20 protein-coding genes are annotated in these 20,686 nt (G+C 63.0%); 9 read left to right on the forward strand and 11 right to left on the reverse strand.

Annotated elements, in window-relative coordinates; translation table 11 throughout:
- Positions 1–273: 273 nt before the first annotated feature.
- Positions 274–1,065 carry an alpha/beta fold hydrolase gene (locus HF916_RS34580; RefSeq protein WP_168793305.1) on the reverse strand — a complete coding sequence of 264 codons (792 nt, stop codon included), beginning with the start codon at positions 1,063–1,065 and terminating at the stop codon, positions 274–276.
- Between the two features lie 149 nt (positions 1,066–1,214).
- Here HF916_RS34580 and HF916_RS34585 point away from each other — a divergent pair, with 149 nt between their 5' ends.
- Positions 1,215–2,690 carry an HD domain-containing phosphohydrolase gene (locus HF916_RS34585; RefSeq protein WP_168793306.1) on the forward strand — a complete coding sequence of 492 codons (1,476 nt, stop codon included), beginning with the start codon at positions 1,215–1,217 and terminating at the stop codon, positions 2,688–2,690.
- Positions 2,691–2,780: 90 nt separating this feature from the next.
- Here HF916_RS34585 and HF916_RS34590 read toward each other — a convergent pair whose 3' ends face one another.
- Positions 2,781–3,398, reverse strand: coding sequence for a LysE/ArgO family amino acid transporter (locus HF916_RS34590; protein WP_168793307.1), 618 nt, complete (start codon positions 3,396–3,398; stop codon positions 2,781–2,783).
- A gap of 97 nt (positions 3,399–3,495) precedes the next feature.
- Between HF916_RS34590 and HF916_RS34595 the strand changes: the two genes are divergently transcribed.
- Positions 3,496–4,389, forward strand: a complete 894-nt coding sequence (locus HF916_RS34595; RefSeq protein ID WP_168793308.1) for a LysR family transcriptional regulator ArgP — start codon at positions 3,496–3,498, stop codon at positions 4,387–4,389.
- Between the two features lie 21 nt (positions 4,390–4,410).
- Here the strand turns inward: HF916_RS34595 and HF916_RS34600 are convergent, their stop codons facing one another.
- From HF916_RS34600 to HF916_RS34625, 6 genes are all read right to left on the reverse strand, one after another.
- Complete coding sequence (locus HF916_RS34600; RefSeq protein ID WP_206002034.1) at positions 4,411–4,575, reverse strand: hypothetical protein; 165 nt, start codon at positions 4,573–4,575, stop codon at positions 4,411–4,413.
- A gap of 134 nt (positions 4,576–4,709) precedes the next feature.
- Positions 4,710–5,336: a carbonic anhydrase gene (locus HF916_RS34605; protein ID WP_168793310.1), complete on the reverse strand. Its 627-nt coding sequence runs from the start codon at positions 5,334–5,336 to the stop codon at positions 4,710–4,712.
- A 132-nt stretch (positions 5,337–5,468) separates the two neighbouring features.
- Positions 5,469–5,810, reverse strand: a complete 342-nt coding sequence (locus HF916_RS52135) for a DUF4148 domain-containing protein (RefSeq protein WP_431311454.1) — start codon at positions 5,808–5,810, stop codon at positions 5,469–5,471.
- Positions 5,735–7,192 (reverse strand): heavy metal sensor histidine kinase, encoded by a 1,458-nt coding sequence (locus HF916_RS34615; RefSeq protein WP_240975801.1) that lies wholly within the window; start codon positions 7,190–7,192, stop codon positions 5,735–5,737. Before HF916_RS34615 ends, HF916_RS52135 begins: the two co-directional genes overlap by 76 nt.
- Complete coding sequence (gene irlR, locus HF916_RS34620) at positions 7,189–7,872, reverse strand: heavy metal response regulator transcription factor IrlR (protein ID WP_168793312.1); 684 nt, start codon at positions 7,870–7,872, stop codon at positions 7,189–7,191. The genes HF916_RS34615 and irlR overlap by 4 nt, the downstream gene beginning before the upstream one ends.
- A gap of 22 nt (positions 7,873–7,894) precedes the next feature.
- The gene (locus HF916_RS34625) at positions 7,895–8,284 is read right to left on the reverse strand and encodes a hypothetical protein (RefSeq protein WP_240975802.1); all 390 of its coding nucleotides are present in this window, start codon (positions 8,282–8,284) and stop codon (positions 7,895–7,897) included.
- A 211-nt stretch (positions 8,285–8,495) separates the two neighbouring features.
- Between HF916_RS34625 and HF916_RS34630 the strand changes: the two genes are divergently transcribed.
- Positions 8,496–8,843, forward strand: a complete 348-nt coding sequence (locus HF916_RS34630; protein ID WP_168793314.1) for a DUF4148 domain-containing protein — start codon at positions 8,496–8,498, stop codon at positions 8,841–8,843.
- A gap of 73 nt (positions 8,844–8,916) precedes the next feature.
- Here HF916_RS34630 and HF916_RS34635 read toward each other — a convergent pair whose 3' ends face one another.
- Positions 8,917–10,245: an NAD(P)/FAD-dependent oxidoreductase gene (locus HF916_RS34635; protein WP_168795748.1), complete on the reverse strand. Its 1,329-nt coding sequence runs from the start codon at positions 10,243–10,245 to the stop codon at positions 8,917–8,919.
- A 225-nt stretch (positions 10,246–10,470) separates the two neighbouring features.
- Here HF916_RS34635 and HF916_RS34640 point away from each other — a divergent pair, with 225 nt between their 5' ends.
- From HF916_RS34640 to HF916_RS34650, 3 genes are all read left to right on the forward strand, one after another.
- Positions 10,471–11,451: a LysR family transcriptional regulator gene (locus HF916_RS34640; RefSeq protein WP_168793315.1), complete on the forward strand. Its 981-nt coding sequence runs from the start codon at positions 10,471–10,473 to the stop codon at positions 11,449–11,451.
- Between the two features lie 280 nt (positions 11,452–11,731).
- A complete protein-coding gene (locus HF916_RS34645; RefSeq protein WP_168793316.1) occupies positions 11,732–13,318 on the forward strand; it encodes a purine-cytosine permease family protein in 1,587 nt (528 codons plus the stop codon).
- Positions 13,319–13,386: 68 nt separating this feature from the next.
- Complete coding sequence (locus HF916_RS34650; protein ID WP_168793317.1) at positions 13,387–14,778, forward strand: NAD(P)/FAD-dependent oxidoreductase; 1,392 nt, start codon at positions 13,387–13,389, stop codon at positions 14,776–14,778.
- A gap of 125 nt (positions 14,779–14,903) precedes the next feature.
- On the opposite strand, the gene HF916_RS34655 is transcribed toward HF916_RS34650, so the two are convergent.
- The gene (locus HF916_RS34655; protein ID WP_012432544.1) at positions 14,904–15,275 is read right to left on the reverse strand and encodes a cupin domain-containing protein; all 372 of its coding nucleotides are present in this window, start codon (positions 15,273–15,275) and stop codon (positions 14,904–14,906) included.
- A gap of 212 nt (positions 15,276–15,487) precedes the next feature.
- On the opposite strand from HF916_RS34655, the gene HF916_RS34660 reads away from it, so the two are divergent.
- A complete protein-coding gene (locus HF916_RS34660; protein WP_168793318.1) occupies positions 15,488–16,933 on the forward strand; it encodes an aldehyde dehydrogenase family protein in 1,446 nt (481 codons plus the stop codon).
- 31 nt (positions 16,934–16,964) lie between these two features.
- On the opposite strand, the gene HF916_RS34665 is transcribed toward HF916_RS34660, so the two are convergent.
- The gene (locus HF916_RS34665; protein ID WP_012432546.1) at positions 16,965–17,915 is read right to left on the reverse strand and encodes a LysR substrate-binding domain-containing protein; all 951 of its coding nucleotides are present in this window, start codon (positions 17,913–17,915) and stop codon (positions 16,965–16,967) included.
- A 118-nt stretch (positions 17,916–18,033) separates the two neighbouring features.
- Here HF916_RS34665 and HF916_RS34670 point away from each other — a divergent pair, with 118 nt between their 5' ends.
- Together HF916_RS34670 and HF916_RS34675 are read left to right on the forward strand one after the other, a co-directional pair.
- Positions 18,034–19,206, forward strand: coding sequence for a M20 aminoacylase family protein (locus HF916_RS34670; protein WP_168793319.1), 1,173 nt, complete (start codon positions 18,034–18,036; stop codon positions 19,204–19,206).
- Positions 19,207–19,274: 68 nt separating this feature from the next.
- Complete coding sequence (locus HF916_RS34675) at positions 19,275–20,648, forward strand: MFS transporter (RefSeq protein WP_206002057.1); 1,374 nt, start codon at positions 19,275–19,277, stop codon at positions 20,646–20,648.
- Positions 20,649–20,686: the final 38 nt, after the last annotated feature.

Genomic DNA, 20,686 nt, shown 5'->3' on the forward strand with positions numbered 1-20,686 from the left:
TCGTCAGTGCCGGTGCGCGCGATTCGCGATGTCAGGCTATCGGGCAAAAAAAAGCCGGCGATAGCCGGCTTGAATGGTTCTGGTTTTCCGAGGGCTTCCAGAACCTGAGAGAAGGTGAGCGCTGCGTCTGACGTTCACAGAGACGACGCCCCGGACGCACGACGCACGCTCAGGCCAGCATCCTACGACCGCCGGCTTAACAGATCCTTAAGCATGCGTGCAGCGGCTGCATGAACGTTGGTTTCCCCGGAACAGTCCGTCAACCACCAGTCCTCACTTCGCCGCACGAGCCGCCGTGATAATAGCTGCCGCGACTTCAGTCGGCTGCGACAGCATCGCAACGTGGCTCGCATTGACCTTGACCACCGTCGCGCCGATCTGTTGCGCCATCGCGGCCTGCAAGGGCGCCGGGATCATGCGGTCCTTCTCCGTCAGCACGTACCACGACGGCTTGTTGTGCCACGCTGCGGTGGCCACCTTGTCGTCCGTGCAACCGGCAAACCAGGGGCCCTGCGTCGCGGCTACGATACGGGCTTGGGTCGGCGGCAGGTCTTGCGCGAAGTCCTTGATGATCGCATCGGTCGAGAGTGTCAGATAGCCGGCGGAGTCCTTCTGCAATTCCGTCGCCCACGAAGGCGCGGGCTTGCCTTTGAGGATGTCGTTGATCGATTGGCCGTTATCCGGCGCAAACGCCGCGACGTAGACGAGGGCCTTGACCTTGTCGTCGTTGCCTGCCTGAGAGATCACGGCACCGGCCCACGAGTGGCCGACCAGAATGACGGGTCCGTTCTGTTGTTCAATGACGCGTTGCGTCGCCGCGGCGTCGTCGTCGAGCGACTTGAGGGAGTTTTGCACCGCCACCACGTGCAGACCTTTTGCTTCCAGCAGCGGAATCACCTTGTTCCAGCTCGATCCGTCGGCGAATGCGCCATGCACCAGGACGACGTTCTTTCCTTTGAGTCCGTCGTTCGGAGCGGCGGCGCTCGCCGGGGTGACGGCGGCCAGCGACAGCAAGCCTCCCAGCATCAGCGTGGCAGCCAGGCACTTTTTCAACAAGGTATTCATAATGTTCATCCTCTTCGTCAACTTGGTTGGGTAAGAAACAGTTTGCGGATTGGAGGATGCGCCGTTTGGCCGGTTTGCTGTATCGGTCGAATGACCGAGCCGATCCGGTTTCACTGGATGAGCGGGTACTGACAACAAGGTCGAAAGCTATGCATGACGTTTCTGCAATCCGGGTACTGGACGCCGTCAAGGCGCTGGCGTTCATTGGCGACCTCAGCATGGGGCAGCCCACCGACCATTCGCCGCGCACAGGCTGGCTGGCGGCGCGGCTCGCGGCAGAGGCCGGCCTGGACGACGCACAGTGCGATGTCGTCAAGGAAGTGTCCCTTCTGAGGTGGTCGGGCTGCACGGCAAACGCAACTGGCTTTTCCGACTGGCTCGGTGACGACATCGGCGGCCGCGCGGCCATGCTCGCCATGCGGCCGGACTGGACCGGGACCGGCGAATCGCCGGCGCAAGTCGGCGCCGCGATCACCCCGCTGGCCCAGATACATTGCGAGGTCTCGGGCGAGGTGGCTCATATGCTCGGCCTCACTCAGGCGACTCAGGAAGCGCTTCGACGCATTTTCGAAAGTTGGGACGGCGGTGGTTTCCCGGACCATCGGCCGGGCCGCGATGTACCCGCTGCGGTGTTCATCGTCGCCGTGGCCGGGGATCTCGAGATTCTGAGCCGGGTCTACGGTCTCGAGCGCGCGCAGATGCTGATTGCGCAGAAGGCCGGCCGGCAATATCCCCTGGAACTGGCGCAACTCGCCTCAGCTCGTGCTGCCGCGTGGCTCAAGGAACTCGACGATTCGGCCGCGCAGCGCCATGCTGAGCCCGCCTGCACGGCTGCGATGCGGCTTGTCAGCGCGCCGGAGATTGTGGCCGACGTGATCGACCTGAAGCTGCCGTGGATGACCGGTTATTCGCGGCAAGTAGCCGAGACGGCCGGCACCTGCTGCGCGCATTTGGGCCTGAGCAACGAGGCGCGGCGCCGCACCTACACGGCGGGGCTGCTCCATGGCATGGGACGCATGGCGGTCCCCAATGCCATCTGGAACACAACCGGCGAGCTTTCTCCGGCAGCATGGGAAAAGGTGCGGCTGGTGCCTTACTGGACCGCGCGCGCGGGCAAACAGATCGAAGGTCTGGCGCGCGAGTCGGAGATCGCTTCTTTCGCGTACGAACGTCTCGACGGTTCAGGCTATTTCCGCGGCAGCACCGGCGATGCAATGGGACGCGAAGCACGTGTGCTCGCGGTTGCCGCCGCGTGGGTGGCGTTGCGCTCGGCGCGTCCCTGGCGGCCGGCATTTTCACCGGAACAGGCCGCGGCTCTGCTCAACGAGGGGGCGCAGGCGGGGCGTTTCGATACAGAAGCGGTCGAGGCAACCGTTTCTTCGGAACTCGGCGACTTTCCCGCGTCCGGCGAGCGTGGGCGGAATCCGAAAGCAGGCTTGCTGTCGCCGCGAGAAGCGGAAGTGCTAAAACACATCAGCCTGGGTGCAAGTAACAAGGAGGTCGCCCGCATTCTCGAACTGAGCCCCAGTACCGTACGCACGCATGTGGAAAGTGTCTTTCGCAAGCTCGAATGTTCGACCCGTGCCGCGGCCACGTTGAAGGCTTCCGCGCTCGGGTGCATCTAGGCGGGTGCGCTATGTAAAGGGGCGCCCATACGTTTCCCAAAGTCCCGGTTTCCCGGCAACACCATTTGACGACGATCGCGCCGGCCGCGCTCACCGCAACTGCGTCACCGCGAGCAGCAGCACCATGCTGCCGATCGCGCCATCCAGCACGCGCCATGCCGTCGCCCGCTTGAAGAGCGGCGCGAGGGCGCGTGCACCGTAACCCAGACCGATAAACCAGATCCCGCTGACCGCCATCGCGCCCAGCGCAAAGGCGACCCGCGCGCCTTCGGGTTCGCGTGCGCCGGCCGTGCCGATCAGCAGAAACGTGTCGAGATACACGTGCGGATTGAGCCAAGTGAAGGCGAGCGTCATCAGAATGATCGGCACGGCGCGCTGCACGGGCGCCGCGCTGACGTTCTCGCCATCCATCACCGCATGCCCCGGCCGCACCGCGCGGCGCAATGCGTTGATCCCGAACCACGCCAGATAGGCGAGCCCGACGTACAGCATCGAGTGGACGAACACGGGATAGCGTTCGACCAGCACCGATGCGCCACCGACGCCCGCGCCGATCAGAATGCAGTCCGACAACGCGCACAGCGCAACGATCTTGCCGACATGCGAACGCATGATGCCCTGACGCAGCACGAAGGCGTTTTGCGCGCCGATCGTCACGATCAGGGATGCGCACAAAGCGGCGCCGTGGGAAAAAGAAAGCCAATTCATAATCGATCCAGTAGACGGGAGCAGCGAACGAGGCTAGTCTGCGGGTTTGCCGATCATAAGAGAAGCTAATTCACTTAACGCCGATTAAGGAACGCTAATGCTCGACTATGCGTTGCTCGATGCGCTGGCCGCCGTGGTGCGTCACGGTTCGTTCGACCGTGCCGCCGGCGAACTGAATGTGACGCCGTCCGCGGTATCGCAACGGGTCAAACTGCTGGAAGAGCGCGTGGGCAGCGTGCTGGTGAAGCGCGGCCAGCCCTGCGTCGCGACCACCTCGGGCGCGCTGCTGTGCCGCCACACCGAACGCGTGCAATTGCTCGAAGCGGAGCTGACCGGCCGCCTGCCGGCGCTGCCCGGCGCGCTGGTCGAACGGTGGCCGGCGCTGCGCATCGCGGTCAACGACGACAGCGTGGGCACCTGGTTTATCGACGCGGTCGCGCAATTCTGCGTCGAGCGGGAGATGCTGCTCGATCTGGTGATCGACGATCAGGACCACACCGCGCAGCGGATTCGCGACGGCAGCGTGCAAGGCGCGCTCACCACGCAAGCCGAGCCGGTACAGGGGTGCCGCTCCACGCGTCTTGGACGAATGCGTTATCTGGCGGTCTGTTCACCGGACTTTCTCGCGCGTCACTTTGCCGATGGCGTCACGCGCGAGAGCTTACGGCGCACGCCGTGCGTCGACTTCAATCCCAAGGACCAGTTGCAAAAGCGCTTCATGCGCCGCATCACGCGCGCGGACCTCGATCCGCCGTTGCACTGGATTCCGCATGTCGCCGGTTTTTTGCGTGCCTGCGTCACGGGCCTCGGCTGGGGCATGTGCCCGGAACGCATGATCGCCGCGCATCTGGCCAGCGGCGAACTGGTGGAGATCGCGCCCGGCAAGCATATCGATGTCGATCTCTACTGGCAGAGCTGGCGTTTGTCGATCGGCTGGCTCGACGACTTCGGCGCGATGCTGCGCAAGCGGGCAACGGAGTTTCTGGATTGACGGACAGTTTGCAATGCGTCCTCAGCTTGCCGGCCAGTGCCGGTATTCGATCCGCACACTGCTGGTCCGCGCATCCGCCATGAAACTGTCGATCACGCGCCGCACGTCGTAATCGATATGCTCGGCCTGGGTCGCGTCGAGAATCAGGGTCGCTCCCGGTTGAGAGGTGGATGGAATCATCGTCAAGCTTGCCTCGAAGCAGGGGAGTCGAACAGAAAACGCCGCGCTTATCGGCGGCGTTGGTCGTGCACGGTGACAGCGGGGCGATCAGGGCGAGTCGGTCTCTTTGCAGGGATGCCGACCGATTGGCGCAGACGCAATCAGCCCACTGCGGCCTCGGCGTCCGCGTTGCGGCTCGCGGTCCGGGGCGTGTCGGCCAATGTTTTCAGGCGCCCTTCGAGCATGGAAAAAATCCAGCCGTGAATCTGCACCGGACGCCGTGCGCGCTGAATCAGTGGCATGGCGTGCAGCGCCTGCACCTGCGCCAGCACGTTGAGCTCGGCGAGTCGATTCGCGCGTGCCTCGAAGCTCGGCAGCTCGCGCAACTCGGCGGAATGCTGCGCGCAGAGCCGGCGAATTCCCCCAATGCGGCGGTTGACGTTCGGCAGCTCGGGCGCGGGCGGACGCAGCGCCGCCCGCACACCGCCACAGCAGTGATGCCCGCAGACGATCACATGTTCCACCTGCAGCGCGGTGACCGCGTATTCGAGCACGCTCGAGAGGTTCTCGTCGTTATCGGCGACGAGATTCGCGATATTGCGATGCACGAAGATCTCGCCGGGCATCGCCCGCGTAATGGCTTCCGGCACGCGGCTGTCGGAGCAGCCGATCCACAGCACATTCGGTTGCTGATTGCTGGCGAGGCGCCGGAAATAGGCAGGGTCGCGGGTGTTGATTTCGTCGGACCAGGCGAGGTTTTCGACGAGCATGCGTTTCGGGTATGTCATGAGCGGGCTTCCGTTGATGCGACAATCGTATTGGGGAGTGCAGCGGTGTCTGTTGCCGGATGGGCGTCAGTCGTTCTCGGCCCAGTGGCGTTGCACGACTGCATGGCAGGCTTTATTCGCGTCGATGCTCCGTTAGCTCGGCGGATAGTCGGCTTCGGTGTTGGGGATCAGACCTTGCCGCTGAGCCTCGAGCAACTCCTGACGTACCTGTTTGCGGGATTTCCCATCTGTTGCGGCTGGCCGGCGAGTGCGGTTACGTAGTTTTTCATCGAGTCCTCTGCAGATTGATTGGGATGACTGAGCAATTTCCATCAGGCAGGGACATTGTGCATGGCAGGGGATGAGACCTTGGTGATCACCGCATGATAGTTTTGTCATCGTGCGGGCGCGTGCATCGCCTAGCTGATCGGCGGATGCTTCGGAAAGCGCAGGCTGAAGGTGGTGCGCACGTGCGGAACGCTTTCCACGCTGCATTCGCCGTGATGTTCGTCCATGATCGACTTGACGATGGCAAGTCCGAGGCCCGTGCCGCTCGCCGAGTTGTGCCGCGATGGATCGACCCGGTAGAAGCGGTCGAAGATGCGCTCCAGATGCGGTTTCGCAATGCCGGCGCCGGTGTCCGACACCGATATGTGCGCATAGCGCCGGCGTTCCGCGCACTGCACGTCGACGGTGCTGCCGCGCGGTGCGTGGGTCAACGCGTTCGAAATCAGGTTGCTGAGCGCCCGCTGCACCATCAGCACATCGCCTTCGAAGCGCGCATTGCCCGAGACGACGATCTCGACGCCGGCATCGGCGGCCATGATTTCGTAGTAGCCGGCAATGCGCAGCGCCTCGCTGCGTGCGTCGACACACTGCAGCGTCAGCCGGTGGCGAATGCTGTCCGCGCGCGCGAGAAACAGCATGCTGTCGATCAGACGCGCGAGGCGCTGGCATTCGTCCACGCTCGATTCGATCACGCCGCGATATTCATCGGCGGAACGTGGTTGCGAGAGTGCCACTTGCGCTTCCGCCAGCAGATTGGTGAGCGGAGTGCGCATGTCGTGCGCAAGGTCGGACGAAAATTGCGTGAGACGCGTGAACGACTCATGCAGCCGCGCCAGCATCCGGTTGAAGGCACGGCTCAGCTCCTTCAGTTCGCCGGGCATTTCGTGTTCGGGCAGCGGCTCCGCAAGATGGCTGCTGGAGATCTGCTCGGCGCGCGCCGTCAAACGGGCCAGCGGCCGCAGTCCGAAGCGGGCGATCGACCATGCAAGCAGCGCATTCACCAGCGTCCCCGTCACGATGACGACCAGCACGTTGAGCGCGTAGGCGCGCAGCAGCGCGCGTTCGCCGCTCGCGTCGTATTGAACGACCACGCGCACTGGTGTGCCGGCGGGGTCGCCGAGCGGGGCCATCGCCACCAGATAGCGCAGCGGCAGTTTTTCGTTCGATACGCGCACCGGCGTGAGGTCGGTGCGAACGGTCATCGTTTCCGCATTCGGCCAGTAGCCGTTGGTGCGAATGAGCGGTGCGCTATGCGCGTCGAACAGCGCGATATCGAGGTTCTGGTGGCCGTATAACTGGTTGTGCCACGTCTCACGATCCGCGCTGACCGCCTGGATGCTGGGCATGGTATGCAGGCGCAATTGCAGCGCCGCGAGGGTCGTGGTCATCTCGCGAGCCGACGCCGCTTCGATACGCGTTTTCAGGCCGTGATACAGCAATACGCCATTGAATATGAGTAGCAGCGAGGTCGAAAGCGCGAAGAGGATCGACAGCCTCGCGCGCAAAGTGCGCGGCACGAGCAGCGCCGGCGGCCTGAAGCGCAGTGTCTTCGCGCGCAGGCGCAGCGCCGCGAGTAGACGTCGGATCATGACTGCGATGGGCCGCGCTCTTCCAATACGTAGCCCATGCCGCGCACGGTGTGGATCAGTTTGGGCTCGTAGTTGTCGTCGACCTTCGCGCGCAGGCGGCGGATCGCGGCGTCGACGACGTTCGTGTCGCTGTCGAAGTTCATGTCCCACACCTGGGAAGCAATCGTCGAACGCGGCAGGATTTCGCCCTGACGGCGCATCAGCAGCCATAGCAACGCGAATTCCTTGGCCGTGAGCAGGATCATGTCGCCGTGGCGCGTGGCCTTGCGGCGCGTCAGGTCGAGCACCAGATTCGATACTTGCAGGGAGGCGGCGTCGCGGGTTTGCCCACGTCGCAGAATGGAGCGCACACGGGCCAGCAGTTCGGCGAAGTCGAACGGCTTGACGAGATAGTCGTCGCCACCCATATTGAGGCCGCGCACCTTGTCGTCCACCTCGTCGCGCGCGGTGAGCAGCAGGACCGAAGTCGAATGGGTGCGGCGCAGGTTTTTCAGCACCGTCCAGCCGTCCTGGCCGGGCAGCATGACGTCGAGCACGATCAGATCGTAGTCCTCCGTCAACGCGCGATGCTGGCCGGTCACGCCGTCTTCCACCCAGTCGACGATAAAGCCCGCTTCGGTCAAGCCTTTCCGAAGATACGTGCCGGTTTTGATTTCGTCCTCGACGATCAGGATGCGCATGATTTTCTCTCAGTGCTGCTGGTCAGCGGCCGATGCGTGCAATGGGCGCGCATGACATGGAGGCATTGGGTGCGTCGAGGTGGTGATGCACTGCAGGCTGCGAACCGGAAGGCCGGGGCATGGTGCGAGTCATCCAGGAAAACACCTCGAGCGAGAGCAGGCCTCGAGTGAACAACGGCTCGTCCCGGCCACCCGGCTTTCCATATGCGGAAGGGCAGGATGGTGCGCCGCCGTTGAACAGCCCGTCAGGTTGATTCCACCAGAACGCCAGCGAACTGAGTGCAATGACGAGCAGCGCGGCCCCGAGTGAGACCGGATGATCGATGCGGAGCCGCTCCCAGCGCACCGGGACGTTTGCGCCGAAATGCGTGATGCGTATCGTCAGGCTTCGCATTCGTTGAAAGTGCCGCATACGGTTCATTTTTAGGATGGGACGCGCCCATCGTACGGATACCTGATTGATGCGAACATGAGAGCAACATGACAATTCCGTCATATATCTTGCGTGCATGTTTTATTGCGATGCATGGAACGCATGACCGGATCGTCATGGCGCGCTCACGTTCAGGGAGCCGCTCCGATCTAGCATGAGGGCTCAATCAAACGGAAACGGAGAATGGATCGTGCGGAATGCGAAGTGGTTTGCGGGAGTCGTACTGGGCTTTGTCTGGATGAGCGCGTCGGTGGCGAGCGACGGTGTCCTGCTGCGTGACCCAGCCACGGGGCCGCCCGCGACTGGCGAGGCTCAAGAACAGGTGCGGCAAAAACCGCGGCAGACGCAGGGCGGGGAAGAACGTGCGGTGCAGAAGGCGCGGCAGGCGCCGCAAGGAAAGACCCGTGAGGAAGTGAAGCGCGAGTTGGCCGTCGCGCGCGCGTCGGGCTGCATGAACGTGCCGGACAGCCAGTATCCGCAGCCGTGTCCGTTGCCGGACGGCGCGCGTTCCGTGGCGGACGCGTTTCAGATGCGGTAGGTCGAAGCAGGCAGCAAGCCGCTCACTTGCCGAGCCGATCGGATCGGTCGGCGCGCGAGCAGGACAGTTTTCTCTAATGCAGACGGATCACCGGATGCACGCGTCTGCGCAACCAATGGCTCGCCGAATCGAGCGCCATGCGCGCGAAGCCGGTCAGCGTCATCACGTGCCGCCGATAGATGAGCTTGTAAACCGCGGTGGCCAGCCATCCGTCGACGAACACCGGCCGCGTCAGCAAACTGCTGCTGAGGCTTCCAATGGTGCCTTCACGTCCGAAACCGACCAGCGTGCCGGCGTCGCGATACACGAACTCGGGCAGCGCTTCGCCCGCTATCCGGCACTTCAACGCACGCGCAAGAAACAGCGCCTGCTGATGCGCGACCTGCGCGCGCGGCGCGAGGAACGCGCCTGCGTCGTCGGCGGGACAGGCCGCGCAGTCGCCGAGGCCGAATACGTTCGCGTCGTTCGTGCACTGCAAGGTGCGATTCACCTGGATCTGCGCGTTGCGATTCACCGCGATGCCGTCCAGTGTGCGCAATACAGGCGGTCCCGAGATGCCCGCCGTCCAGATCGCGATGTCGCTGGCGAGGGGAGCCCCGCCGTCGGTCAACACGGCGTCAGCGCGCACTTCGGTGACGCGTGTGGCGCTCAACACTTCCACGCCGAGGCTGGCGAGCATCCGCTGCGCGCGAGTTGAAATCGTTTCGGACAACGCGGGCAGCACACGTCCGCTGCTTTCGATCAAACGGATGCGGAAGTCGCGCACCGGATCGAGCGAGAAGGGCGTGTAGCGATTCAGCAAACGTACCGTGTCGCGCAACGCGGCGGCGAGTTCGACACCGGTTGCGCCCGCACCGATGATGTTGATCGACACCGGCGTATCCGCTTGCGCGGTCCGCGCCCGGCGTGCGTGATTCGCACGCAGACAGGCATCGAGCAGCTTGCGGCGGAATGCTTCCGCATGCGCAACCGATTCGAGCGGCAAGGCATGTTCCGCGGCGCCGGGCACGCCGAAATATTGCGTCACGCTGCCCATGGACAGCACCAGCGTATCGAAAGCGATCTGACGTGACGGCAGAATTTCGCGGCCGTCGGCGTCATGCAATGCGCTCAGGGTGATATGCCGCTCTGCGCGATCGAGCGCGGTGAGTTCGCCCTGTTCGAATTCGAAGCCATGGCGTTGCGCCTGTACCGCGTATTGCAGTTGATGGGTCGCGGGATCGAGTTGGCCTGAAGCGGCTTCGTGCAGCAGCGGCTTCCAGAAGTGCGTGGGCCAGCGGTCGACCAGCACGATCTGCGCGAGACCCGCACGCCCGAGCGATTCGGACAGACGCGTGGCCAGCCCGAGTCCACCCACGCCACCGCCGACGATCACGACCCGATGCGCCGCCGTATTGTCCATGCGTTGCGCGGATTGCGCGTGGTGCGTCTGTTGCGCTGTTGCGCCTGCCTGCTGATCGATTGCGGCCATGATCGCTATCCTCCTGAGGTTGTTCGTGCCGGGCCGCTGCTGGCGCCGCGCGGAGCGCGATTCCAAACATTTCCCGGCTCACTGTCAGGCCAGTATAGAATCGGCGAAAACCGCAGCACAATTTAATGTTTATACAGAACATATAGGTTTTCACTTATGTTAAAAGTCGCGACGTTTCGTCAGTTGAAGGCCTTGCACACGATTGCGAAGCTCGGCAGCGTGTCACGCGCGGCCGAGGAATTGCGGCTCACGCAACCAGCTGTGTCGCTACAGGTGCGTCTGCTGGAAGAGGCCGCGGGTGCGCCGCTCCTGCAACGCGTGGGCCGTGGCGTGCAGTTGACCGCGGCCGGTGAGATCCTGGCCCGCTATGCGCTGGAGATCCTCGACCTGTGGAACGGCGCGGCCGACGATCTGGCCGCGTTGCACGGCGAACAGGGCGGCACGCTGCGCATCGGCGCGATCACCACGGCCGAGTATCTGATCCCGCCGTTTCTGGTGCGTTTCACCGAATCGCGTCCGCAAGTGAAGGTGCAGTTCAAGGTCGGCAATCGCGCCGACATCATCCGTATGCTGGCGACGCATGAAATCGATCTCGCGGTGATGGGCAGCGCGCCGCGCGAATTGCGCACGGCGGCGACCGCGTTCGCCAAACATCCGATGGCGTTCGTCGCCTCGCCCGCGCACGCGCTGATGAAGAAAAAGCGCTTGTCGCTCGACGATCTGCAAAGCGCGAATCTGTTCGTGCGGGAACGCGGCTCGGGCACGCGTTCGACCGTCGAGAATCTGTTTCGCCTCGCGGGCCTCAAGCTTCACATCGGCTCGGAGTTGTCGAGCAACGAAGCGATCAAGCAACTGGTCGAGGCGGGACTGGGTATCGCTTTCCTTTCGCTGCACGCCTGTTCGCTGGAGTTTCAGGCGGGCTTGCTCGCGCTGTTGCCGATGCCCGCCAACCCGATCGAGCGCGACTGGTATGTGATGCATGTGTCGGACAAACGCTTGCCACATGTGGCAGGGTTGTTCCGCGATTTTCTGATCGAGCACGGGATGTCGGGCGCGGTGCCGGTGCCGCTGCCTGCCGTCGCCGCCGCGAAAAAACGCCGCCAGACGCGCCAGGCGGGCGGCGCGGAGGCGGCGTAGGACGAGCAAGAAGGCGTGGGGATTCTCGCTATTCGCTTCGACGTTTGCGCTGCGCGAGCCCTGCAGGAAGTCCCTATGCGACCTTTCCGTCGCCCGCAGATCCTTGCCGGACGGGGCTTGTGAGTTACATCGCCGGCGATCGAAGTAAAGGTTGGACGGGCGATATTTTTGCCCGCGCCGATTGTCTTTACAGTGGCGTCCAGACATCTGAGAAAAGTGGACGCCGCATCCCCGTGGCGAGCCATTGTGATTGACCTGGCCGTTACAGGAGTCGGAGACAATGAGCAGTAACAGCATCACTCAAGTCGAAACATTCGGTTTCGAACGCATTCCGGATCGCTCGCGCTATGCGCGGCCGATCGATCTGTTCCGCTTGCTGTTCGGCGGTTGCAATACTTTTTCCACTTCCGTGCTCGGCAGTTTTCCAGTGCTGCTCGGTTTGTCGTTCAAGGCGGGTGTCTGGTCGATCGTGCTCGGCGTGCTGATCGGCTCGTGCATTCTCGCGCCGATGAGCCTGTTCGGTCCGCGTAACGGCACCAGCGACCCGGTCTCGTCGGGCGCGCATTTCGGCATTCACGGGCGGATCGTCGGCTCCTTTCTGGCAGTGCTGACCGCGGTTGCGTTTTTCTCGCTGGCGGTGTGGAGTTCGGGCGATGCCCTAGTGGGCGGCGCGAATCATCTGCTCGGTTTGCCGGTCAACTGGATGACGCTGAGCTTCACGTACGGTCTGTTCGCGGTGCTGGTGCTGACCGTGTGCGTGTACGGTTTCCGCTTCATGCTGTGGGTCAACAAGATTGCGGTGTGGGCAGCGAGCATTCTGTTCGTGGTCGGTCTGTTCGCTTTTACCAAGTCGTTCGATGGCGCATACGCCGGCAAGGTCGCGCTCGGCTCGGTGGGTTTCTGGCCGGCCTTTGTGAGCGCCGTGCTGGTCGCGATGAGCAATCCCGTATCGTTCGCCTGCACGCTTGGCGACTGGGCCCGCTATATTCCGGAGAACACGCCGAGAAAGCGCACGATCCTCGCGGTGATGCTCGCGCAACTGGCCACGTTCGTGCCGTTTTTCTTCGGTCTTGCCACGGCGACGATCATCGCCAGCAAGGCGCCGGATTTCATCGCGTCGAATAACTACGTGGGCGGTTTGCTGGCCATCTCGCCGAACTGGTTCTTCCTGCCGGTGTGCCTGATCGCGATCATCGGCGGCATGTCGACGGGCACGACCGCGCTGTATGGCACCGGCCTCGATATGTCGAGCATGTTTCCGAAGTTCCTGAACCGCGTGCGCGCTACGTTGTTGATCGGCAGCCTCGCCATCGGCTTTATTTTTCTCGGCCGCTTCGCATTCAATCTGGTCGAAAGCGTGTCGACGTTCTCGGTGCTGATCAACGTCTGCAGTTGCCCGTGGATGGTGATCATGATCATCGGCTTCGTCACGCGGCGCGGTTTTTATCTGTCCGACGACTTGCAGGTGTTCAATCGCGGCGGCCGTGGCGGTCATTACTGGTTCACGCACGGCTGGAACTGGCGCGCGATGGGTGCATGGATTCCGAGCGCGGCGATCAGCTTGTGCTTCGTGAATCTGCCGGATCAGTTCGTCGGTCCGCTCGGCCAGCTCGCTGGCGGTCTCGACATCAGCATGCCGGTTTCGCTGACGCTGGCGGCCGCGCTGTATATCGCTTTGTTGCAGTGCTTTCCGGAACCGGACGGCGTGTACGGACCGCAAGGCCGACGTTGGCTGCGTGGCGGTTCGAGGCGCAATGTAACCGTGCATCCCGTGGTGCCGGCGACTAAGCTTAAGGTAGTCGCGCAGTCGCGGGTGCGTGCGGAGCGCGAGCGCGAGGCAGAGTTGGATACGCAGGACGCAGGTTGAAGCGCACGCCAATGTGCGCGGCTTCGTGCAGTACAAGCAATGGTATTTAAATTGAGTAGGCAAACAGGATGAGCGAGTCAGTAAAGCGCGCGTTTGAAGGGGTAAAACTGTTTCCGTTCTGGCTGGACAATCCGCGCGCGCCGGCTGTCGAACGGGAATTGATCGGTCCGACCACCGCCGATCTGGTCGTGGTGGGCGGCGGTTTCACCGGTCTGTGGGCCGCGATTCAGGCGAAAGAAGCTGACCCGTCGCTCGACGTCGTGCTGGTCGAGGCGGGCAAGGTAGCGTATGGCGCCTCGGGCCGTCCGGGCGGCATCATCTCGACTTCGGTGATGCACGGCCTGCCGAACGCGACGCGTGTCTTTCCGCAAGACCTCGACGTGCTCGAAAAACTGGGCCAGGAGAATCTCGACGGCTTCAAGGAATCGTTGACGCGCTACGGCATCGAGGCGGATGTCGAATGGAACGGCGAGATGACGGTCGCGGTCGATCCGGGCCATCTTGGTCATCTGAAGGGCGATTACGAACTGCATGTCGCACACGGACACGACGTCGTGCTACTCGACAGTCAAGGCGCGCGCGAGCAACTCGATTCGCCGCTCTTCGCAGGCGCGATGTGGTCGCGCAATCGCAGCGGCACGATTCATCCGGCGAAGCTCGCGTGGGGTTTGAAGGCCGCCGCGCTGAAACTCGGCGTGCGTCTGCATGAACATTCGCCAATTACGCGTCTCGAAGATTGCGGCGCGAAGATGATCGTGCACACGCAGTCGGGCCGCATCGAAACGCCGCGCGTGCTGCTCGGCACCGGCACCGCGGACGTCGGGGTGACGGACATCAAGCGCCGGGTGATGCAGGTGCGCGATCACATCGTCGCGACGGCGCCGTTGAGCGACGAGCAGATGGCGCGCATCGGCTGGAAGAATCGCCAGGGCATATACGACACACGTACGCAGCTCAATTATTTCCGGCTCACCAAGGACAACCGCATTATTTTCGGCGGACGGGTGAGCTATCACTTCGGCGGCAACCCGAATCCGGCGGAGGATCGCGACGAAAGCACCTATTACAAGCTCGCCGAAGCGTTCTACCGCAACTTCCCGCAACTCGACGACGTGCGCTTCACGCATGCATGGGGCGGCCCGATCGATTACTGCTCGCGCGGCGCGGTGTTCGCGCGCCGCTATCACGGTGGAAAGAGCGTGTTCGTCGCGGGTTACACGGGCTTTGGCGTGGCGGGCAGCCGCTTCGGCGCGAAGATGGGCCTCGACATGCTGTGGCATCGCGAGACGGTGATCACGTCGCTCGATATTTCGCGCAAGGGGCCGTCGTATATTCCGCCGGAACCGGTGCGCTGGATCGCTGCGAAGATCACCTTCAACGCGTTCGACGGCGCCGACGATCGCGGCGGCTGGCGTCGTCTGTGGATCAATTCGATCAAGGCGCTGGGTTTTCCGATGTAGCCAGAAGGCGTCCGCGCAGTCGTGGCGGGCGGTTTTTTTGTTTTTATTTTTCTCGCCGGCATAAAAAAACCGCACCTTGAAGGATGCGGTTTCCGGTGAAGCAATAGTGCAATGCAGTACTTGAATCAACCGCAGTACACGATGCTGTACTTCTTGGTCGCCACCGGCATATGCCACGTGCCCGAGAAGCCTTTGTGCAGGATGAAGGCGTCGCCGGCGGCATAGCGTTCGCTGCGGCCGTCGTCGCTGGTGATCACGACTTCGCCTTCGATCAGCACGCACACTTCGTGGATCGGCAGGTCGGCCAGCTTCAGCGTGCCCGCATCGCATTGCCACACGCCGGCGGACAACATGTTGGTGGCGTCGGAATAAGCGTTGAGGGCGTGCGGTGCCTTGGCACCGTCGAGGATGACGTCGGCCGGATCGTGCAGGGCCGGGTTCAGACCGGAAGCGCCAGGGCCTTTAGCGTCGATGCGGGTGAAAGTGATGTTGCTCATGTGTCTCTCCTGGTTGATTGGATCGAACTCGCCATCGTTGAGTCGATGCGAAAAATGGATTCGAAGCCGGAGTCTGAGCCAAAGCTGCGTAGCGATGAATTTCGATTTGAAGACATTCAGATTGAGCGGCGTCGATGTAAAGCAGGCGATGCCGCCGCGGGTGCGATTTGCCCCGCGTCTGACCTGAAACTTTCATGTAGAGGACAAGCCCCATGCAACACGCCAAGCAGTTTTATATCGACGGTCAATGGGTCGACCCGGTCGCCCCGCTTGATCATGAAAACGCCGCCACGCTCGACGTGATCGATCCGTCCACCGCCACCGCGTTCGCGCAGATTTCACTGGGCAGCGCGGCGGATGTCGATCGCGCCGTCGCGGCCGCGAAGCGCGCGTTTCCCGCCTATAGCGAGACGACGATCGCGCAACGCATCGACTTGTTGCAAGCAATCCTCGACGTCTATCGCAAGCGCTATGACGACATGGTGCACGCGATCAGCCGCGAGATGGGCGCGCCGCTGCAGTACGCGAACGACGCGCAGGCGTGGACCGGTGTCGCGCATCTGGAAACGATGATCCGCACGCTCGATACGTTCGAGTTCGAGTATGTGAAGAGCGGCATTCTGATCCGCAAGGAAGCGGTCGGCGTGTGCGGGCTGATCACGCCATGGAACTGGCCGGCCTTGCAGATCACCACCAAGGTCGCGCCCGCGCTTGCGGCCGGCTGCACGATGGTGCTCAAGCCTTCGGAACTGGCGCCGCTGTCCGCCATCGTCTTCGCCGAGATTCTCGACGAAGCGGGCGTGCCTGCCGGTGTGTTCAACCTCGTGAACGGCGAAGGCCGCACCGTGGGCGAAGCGATGTCGTCGCATCCGGACATCGACATGATGTCGTTCACCGGCTCGACGCGCGCGGGCGTGCAGGTCGCGAAGGCCGCGGCGGATACGGTCAAGCGCGTACATCAGGAACTGGGCGGCAAATCGGCCAACCTGATTCTCGAAGACGCCGATCTGAAAGCAGCCGTGATGCGCGGCGCGCGTGCCTGTTTCGACAACAGCGGCCAATCGTGCGATGCGCCCACGCGCATGTTCGTGCCGCGTGCGCGCGAAGCCGAAGCCTTGGCGTATGCGAAAGAAGCCGCGGAAGCGTTGAGCGTCGGTCCCGCGGATGCGAAGGGCACGGACCTCGGCCCCGTGATCAGCGAACAGCAGTTCGACAAGATCCAGCGGCTGATCGGCGTGGGCATCGAAGAGGGCGCCACGCTGGTGGCCGGCGGCGCGGGCCGCCCCGAAGGATTGAAGGACGGCTACTTCGTGCGGCCGACGGTCTTCGGCAAGGTCACGCCGGACATGACGATCGCGCGCGAGGAAATCTTCGGGCCGGTCCTGTCGATCCTTGCCTACGACTCCGAAGACGACGCGATCGCGATGGCCAACGACAGCCTCTACGGTCTCGCGGGCTACATTCAATCCGGCTCGATCGAGCACGCGCGTGCGGTGGCGAAGCGCCTGCGCACAGGCACGATCTATCTGAACTACGCGGACTACAACCCTGAGGCGCCGTTCGGCGGCTTCAAGCAATCGGGCAATGGACGCGAGTACGGCGAGTTCGGTCTGGAGGACTTTCTGGAGATCAAGGGCGTGGTCGGTTACGACGCCTGAAGCAGCACAAACGTCGTGAAATAACCAAGAACTAAAGCAGCAACTCGATCGAATGAAACAGCCGGCGCTGCTCGGGATCTTGCGAGCGCGCCCCTTCGTCGATCACTTCACGCAGGCATTCGAGAAAGCACGCGGCCGCCGGACTCGTCGGCGCGCCGCGGCGTGAGGTGATGCTGACGATGGTTTCATCGACCGTCTCACGCAGCGGCAGCGCCCACAACTGCTCCTTCGCGAGCGTCACTTCCACGAGCGGCCACGGAAAAATGCTGAGCATGTCCGTGTGTGCAAGCAAACCCAGCACCACCGCCAGCGAATGCGCGAGAAGAATGGTGTGCGGCACCTGCATGCCGCGCTTGCGGAACACATTGTCCGAGATCGACTCGCGACTCGCCGGGTCCCAGTTCAATATCCACTCCGCGTCTTCCAGTTCGAGCAGCGTGCGGCAGCCGGCCTTAGGATGATCGCGCCGCGCGACCACGGCCGAATGCGTGGAAAACAGCGGCACGTTGTGAAACTCCGATTGCGGCGACGCGGGCGGCGGCCGTCCGATCGAAAAATCGAGGCTGCCGTCGCGCAAACGCGGCTGCACCACCGCGAGCAATCCTTCGAAAAACTCCAGTTGCACTTCGGGCATGCGCTGCCGGAAGCGCTGCACCGTGGGCGGCAGAAACGTCAATGCGACCCACGGCGTGACGCCGATCGACAGCTTGCCGGCCGCCGCACCGCGTAATGCTTCGATCTCCGCTTGCGCCCGCTGCAGTTGCCCCAACACCAGCCGCGCATGCACGACCAGCGCGCGGCCGAACTCGGTAAACGCGACGCCGCTCGCGCTGCGCACCACCAGCGGCGCTTGCAGATCCGCTTCCAGTTCGCGCATCGCCTTGGTCACGGCAGCGGGCGACAGGTCGAGCGAACGGGCCGCCGCCCGGATACTTCCAGTATCGGCGATGGCCGCTAAGGTGCTGAGCTGATGCAGTTTCATCTGACGGGATAGGGGAGAGGGTGGCAACCGCGGGTTGCTGCCGCAACGATTTTACGCCTGCCGCTGGAAAATCGGCGTCGTTATGCTGGGTTCACGCTTTCAATGACGGAGACACGACGTGAACACCATGGCCATTCCGGCGGGCATCGCCGAACTCGAAGACGAAATGATCGCGCTGCGCCGCCAGATCCACGCGCATCCCGAACTGGCTTACGAAGAGTTCGCCACCGGCGACCTGGTCGCCGAACGCCTGCAGGAGTGGGGCTACACCGTGCATCGCGGGCTGGGTCAGACGGGCGTTGTCGGCCAATTGAAAGTCGGCGACGGCACGCGCAAGCTCGGGCTGCGCGCCGACATGGACGCGTTGCCGATTCATGAGACCACCGGCCTGCCGTACGCGAGCAAGCTGCCCGGCAAGATGCACGCATGCGGACACGACGGCCACACGGCCATGCTACTCGCCGCCGCTAAACATCTGGCGCAGGAAAAGTGCTTCGACGGTACGTTGAATCTGATTTTCCAGCCCGCCGAAGAGGGTCTCGCCGGCGCGAAGAAAATGCTCGAGGACGGCCTGTTCGACAAGTTTCCGTGCGACGCGGTGTTCGCGATGCACAACATGCCGGGCTATCCGACTGGCAAGTTCGGCTTCCTGCCGGGTTCGTTCATGGCTTCGTCGGATACGGTGATCATCAAGGTAACCGGCCGCGGCGGTCATGGCGCGGTGCCGCATAAGGCCGTCGATCCGGTGGTGGTGTGCGCGCAGATCGTGCTGGCGTTGCAGTCCATCGTGTCGCGCAATATCGCACCGCTCGATATGGCGATCATCACCGTCGGCGCGATTCACGCGGGCGAAGCGCCGAACGTGATTCCGGAGACAGCCGAGATGCGCCTCTCGGTGCGCGCGTTGAAACCCGAGGTTCGCGATTATCTGCAGGAACGCATCACGGCGGTGGCGTGCGGCCAGGCGGCCGTGTTCGGCGCGCAAGCGCACGTGGACTATCAGCGTCGCTATCCGGTTCTCGTCAACGATGCGGCCATGACCGGGCTCGCGCGGCAAGTCGCGCTCGACTGGCTCGGCGACGACGGCCTGATTGCCGACATGCAGCCGCTCACCGGCAGCGAGGACTTCGCGTTCCTGCTCGAGCGTTGCCCCGGCAGCTACCTGATCATCGGCAATGGCGACGGCGAGGGCGGCTGCATGGTCCACAACCCGGGCTACGACTTCAACGACGATTGCCTCGCCACCGGCGCCGCCTACTGGGTGAGACTCGCGCAGACGTTTCTGGCCTGAGGCCACAGCGTTTGCATAAGCGGGCACAACCGCCGCGCATTAGCAGGAAGAACATCATGGAGACACAGATGGACTATTCCGCCACACCGCAACCCGCAGGCACCGACGCGTTGAGCATGCAGAGCACGCCGGCCGCGCAGCCTGTCGAACGCACGAGCCACGCCAAGGCGATTGCCGCGATCACGCTGGGCAACGGCCTCGAGTTTTTCGACTTCACGATCTATAGCTTCTTCGCGACGATCATCGGCAAGCTGTATTTTCCGGTGGAAGGACAGCTTGCGCAGTTGATGCTGGCGGTCGGCACGTTCGGCGTCGGTTTCATCATGCGGCCGGTGGGCGGCATCGTGCTCGGTGGGTATGCCGATCGCGCGGGCCGCAAGGCCGCGATGAGCCTCACACTGTGGCTGATGACGCTCGGCTCCGCGATCATCGCGTTTGCGCCGACGTATGCGGCGATCGGTATTGCCGCGCCGCTGCTGGTGATTCTCGCGCGGTTGATTCAGGGCTTTGCGCTGGGTGGCGAGATCGGTGCGTCGACGTCGTTGCTGCTGGAGTATGGCAGCGATAAGACGCGTGGGTTCTACGGCAGTTGGCAGTTCGTGAGCCAAGGATTGAACACGGTGTGCGGATCGCTGCTCGGCGTCGCGTTGGCGGCGGCGCTCTCGACCGCGGCGCTTGAGAGTTGGGGATGGCGCGTGCCGTTTGTGATCGGCATGGCGATGGGGCCGATTGGGATCTATATTCGGCGGCATCTGAATGAGACGCTGCCTGGCGTTGAAGATGGCACGGCGGCTTCACAGCCTAATTCGCAGCCGGGTTTGCAGCCTGCTTCGCAGCCGGTGCGCAAGCTGTTTCGCGACCATTCGCGCGTGATCACGACGGGTGTGCTGACGACGATCGGCGGGACGGCGGCGAACTATATCGTGCTGTTTTATTTGTCCACCTATGCGATCAGGATTTTGCATTTGCCGATGTCGTCGGCGCTCTGGGCTGCGTGGACTGCTGCAGTGGTGACGGTGATCTGTTCGCCGTTTGCTGGATCGTTGTCCGATCGCGTTGGGCGTAAGCGCGTGTTGTGGGTTTCGCGTGTGTTGCTGATTGTGGCGGTGTATCCGGCGTTCATGATGATCAATGCTTCGCCGACGGTGCCGGTTTTGTTGTCCGTGGTTGCGGGTTTGGCTGTGCTCGTTGCGTTTACCGCTGTGCCTAATATCGTCATGCTGCCGGAGATGTTTCCTCGGGAGATTCGTGCTACTGGGATGTCGATTGTTTATTGTCTCGGGGTTTCTATCTTCGGTGGGTTTGCGCAGTTTTTTGCTACGTGGTTGATTCAGGTTTCTGGGAGTAATCTCGCGCCGGCGTGGTATCTGATTGGGTGCGGGGTGGTTTCTTTGTTGCCGTTGCCGTTTATGCGGGAGACGGCGGGAAGGGATATTGGGTAGGGGCTTTTTTGCTTCTGCTTGGTGTTTGCGGTGTTGGC

The organism is Paraburkholderia aromaticivorans, from assembly GCF_012689525.1.
Taxonomy (GTDB): domain Bacteria; phylum Pseudomonadota; class Gammaproteobacteria; order Burkholderiales; family Burkholderiaceae; genus Paraburkholderia; species Paraburkholderia aromaticivorans_A.

Coding starts and splice junctions, on each gene's coding strand:
- HF916_RS34580 (WP_168793305.1), bottom strand. CDS start 1,065: ATGAATACCTTGTTGAAAAAGTGCCTGGCTGCCACGCTGATGCTGGGA.
- HF916_RS34585 (WP_168793306.1), top strand. CDS start 1,215: ATGCATGACGTTTCTGCAATCCGGGTACTGGACGCCGTCAAGGCGCTG.
- HF916_RS34590 (WP_168793307.1), bottom strand. CDS start 3,398: ATGAATTGGCTTTCTTTTTCCCACGGCGCCGCTTTGTGCGCATCCCTG.
- HF916_RS34595 (WP_168793308.1), top strand. CDS start 3,496: ATGCTCGACTATGCGTTGCTCGATGCGCTGGCCGCCGTGGTGCGTCAC.
- HF916_RS34605 (WP_168793310.1), bottom strand. CDS start 5,336: ATGACATACCCGAAACGCATGCTCGTCGAAAACCTCGCCTGGTCCGAC.
- HF916_RS52135 (WP_431311454.1), bottom strand. CDS start 5,810: ATGCAGCGTGGAAAGCGTTCCGCACGTGCGCACCACCTTCAGCCTGCG.
- HF916_RS34615 (WP_240975801.1), bottom strand. CDS start 7,192: ATGATCCGACGTCTACTCGCGGCGCTGCGCCTGCGCGCGAAGACACTG.
- irlR (WP_168793312.1), bottom strand. CDS start 7,872: ATGCGCATCCTGATCGTCGAGGACGAAATCAAAACCGGCACGTATCTT.
- HF916_RS34625 (WP_240975802.1), bottom strand. CDS start 8,284: ATGCGGCACTTTCAACGAATGCGAAGCCTGACGATACGCATCACGCAT.
- HF916_RS34635 (WP_168795748.1), bottom strand. CDS start 10,245: ATGGACAATACGGCGGCGCATCGGGTCGTGATCGTCGGCGGTGGCGTG.
- HF916_RS34640 (WP_168793315.1), top strand. CDS start 10,471: ATGTTAAAAGTCGCGACGTTTCGTCAGTTGAAGGCCTTGCACACGATT.
- HF916_RS34645 (WP_168793316.1), top strand. CDS start 11,732: ATGAGCAGTAACAGCATCACTCAAGTCGAAACATTCGGTTTCGAACGC.
- HF916_RS34650 (WP_168793317.1), top strand. CDS start 13,387: ATGAGCGAGTCAGTAAAGCGCGCGTTTGAAGGGGTAAAACTGTTTCCG.
- HF916_RS34655 (WP_012432544.1), bottom strand. CDS start 15,275: ATGAGCAACATCACTTTCACCCGCATCGACGCTAAAGGCCCTGGCGCT.
- HF916_RS34660 (WP_168793318.1), top strand. CDS start 15,488: ATGCAACACGCCAAGCAGTTTTATATCGACGGTCAATGGGTCGACCCG.
- HF916_RS34665 (WP_012432546.1), bottom strand. CDS start 17,915: ATGAAACTGCATCAGCTCAGCACCTTAGCGGCCATCGCCGATACTGGA.
- HF916_RS34675 (WP_206002057.1), top strand. CDS start 19,275: ATGGACTATTCCGCCACACCGCAACCCGCAGGCACCGACGCGTTGAGC.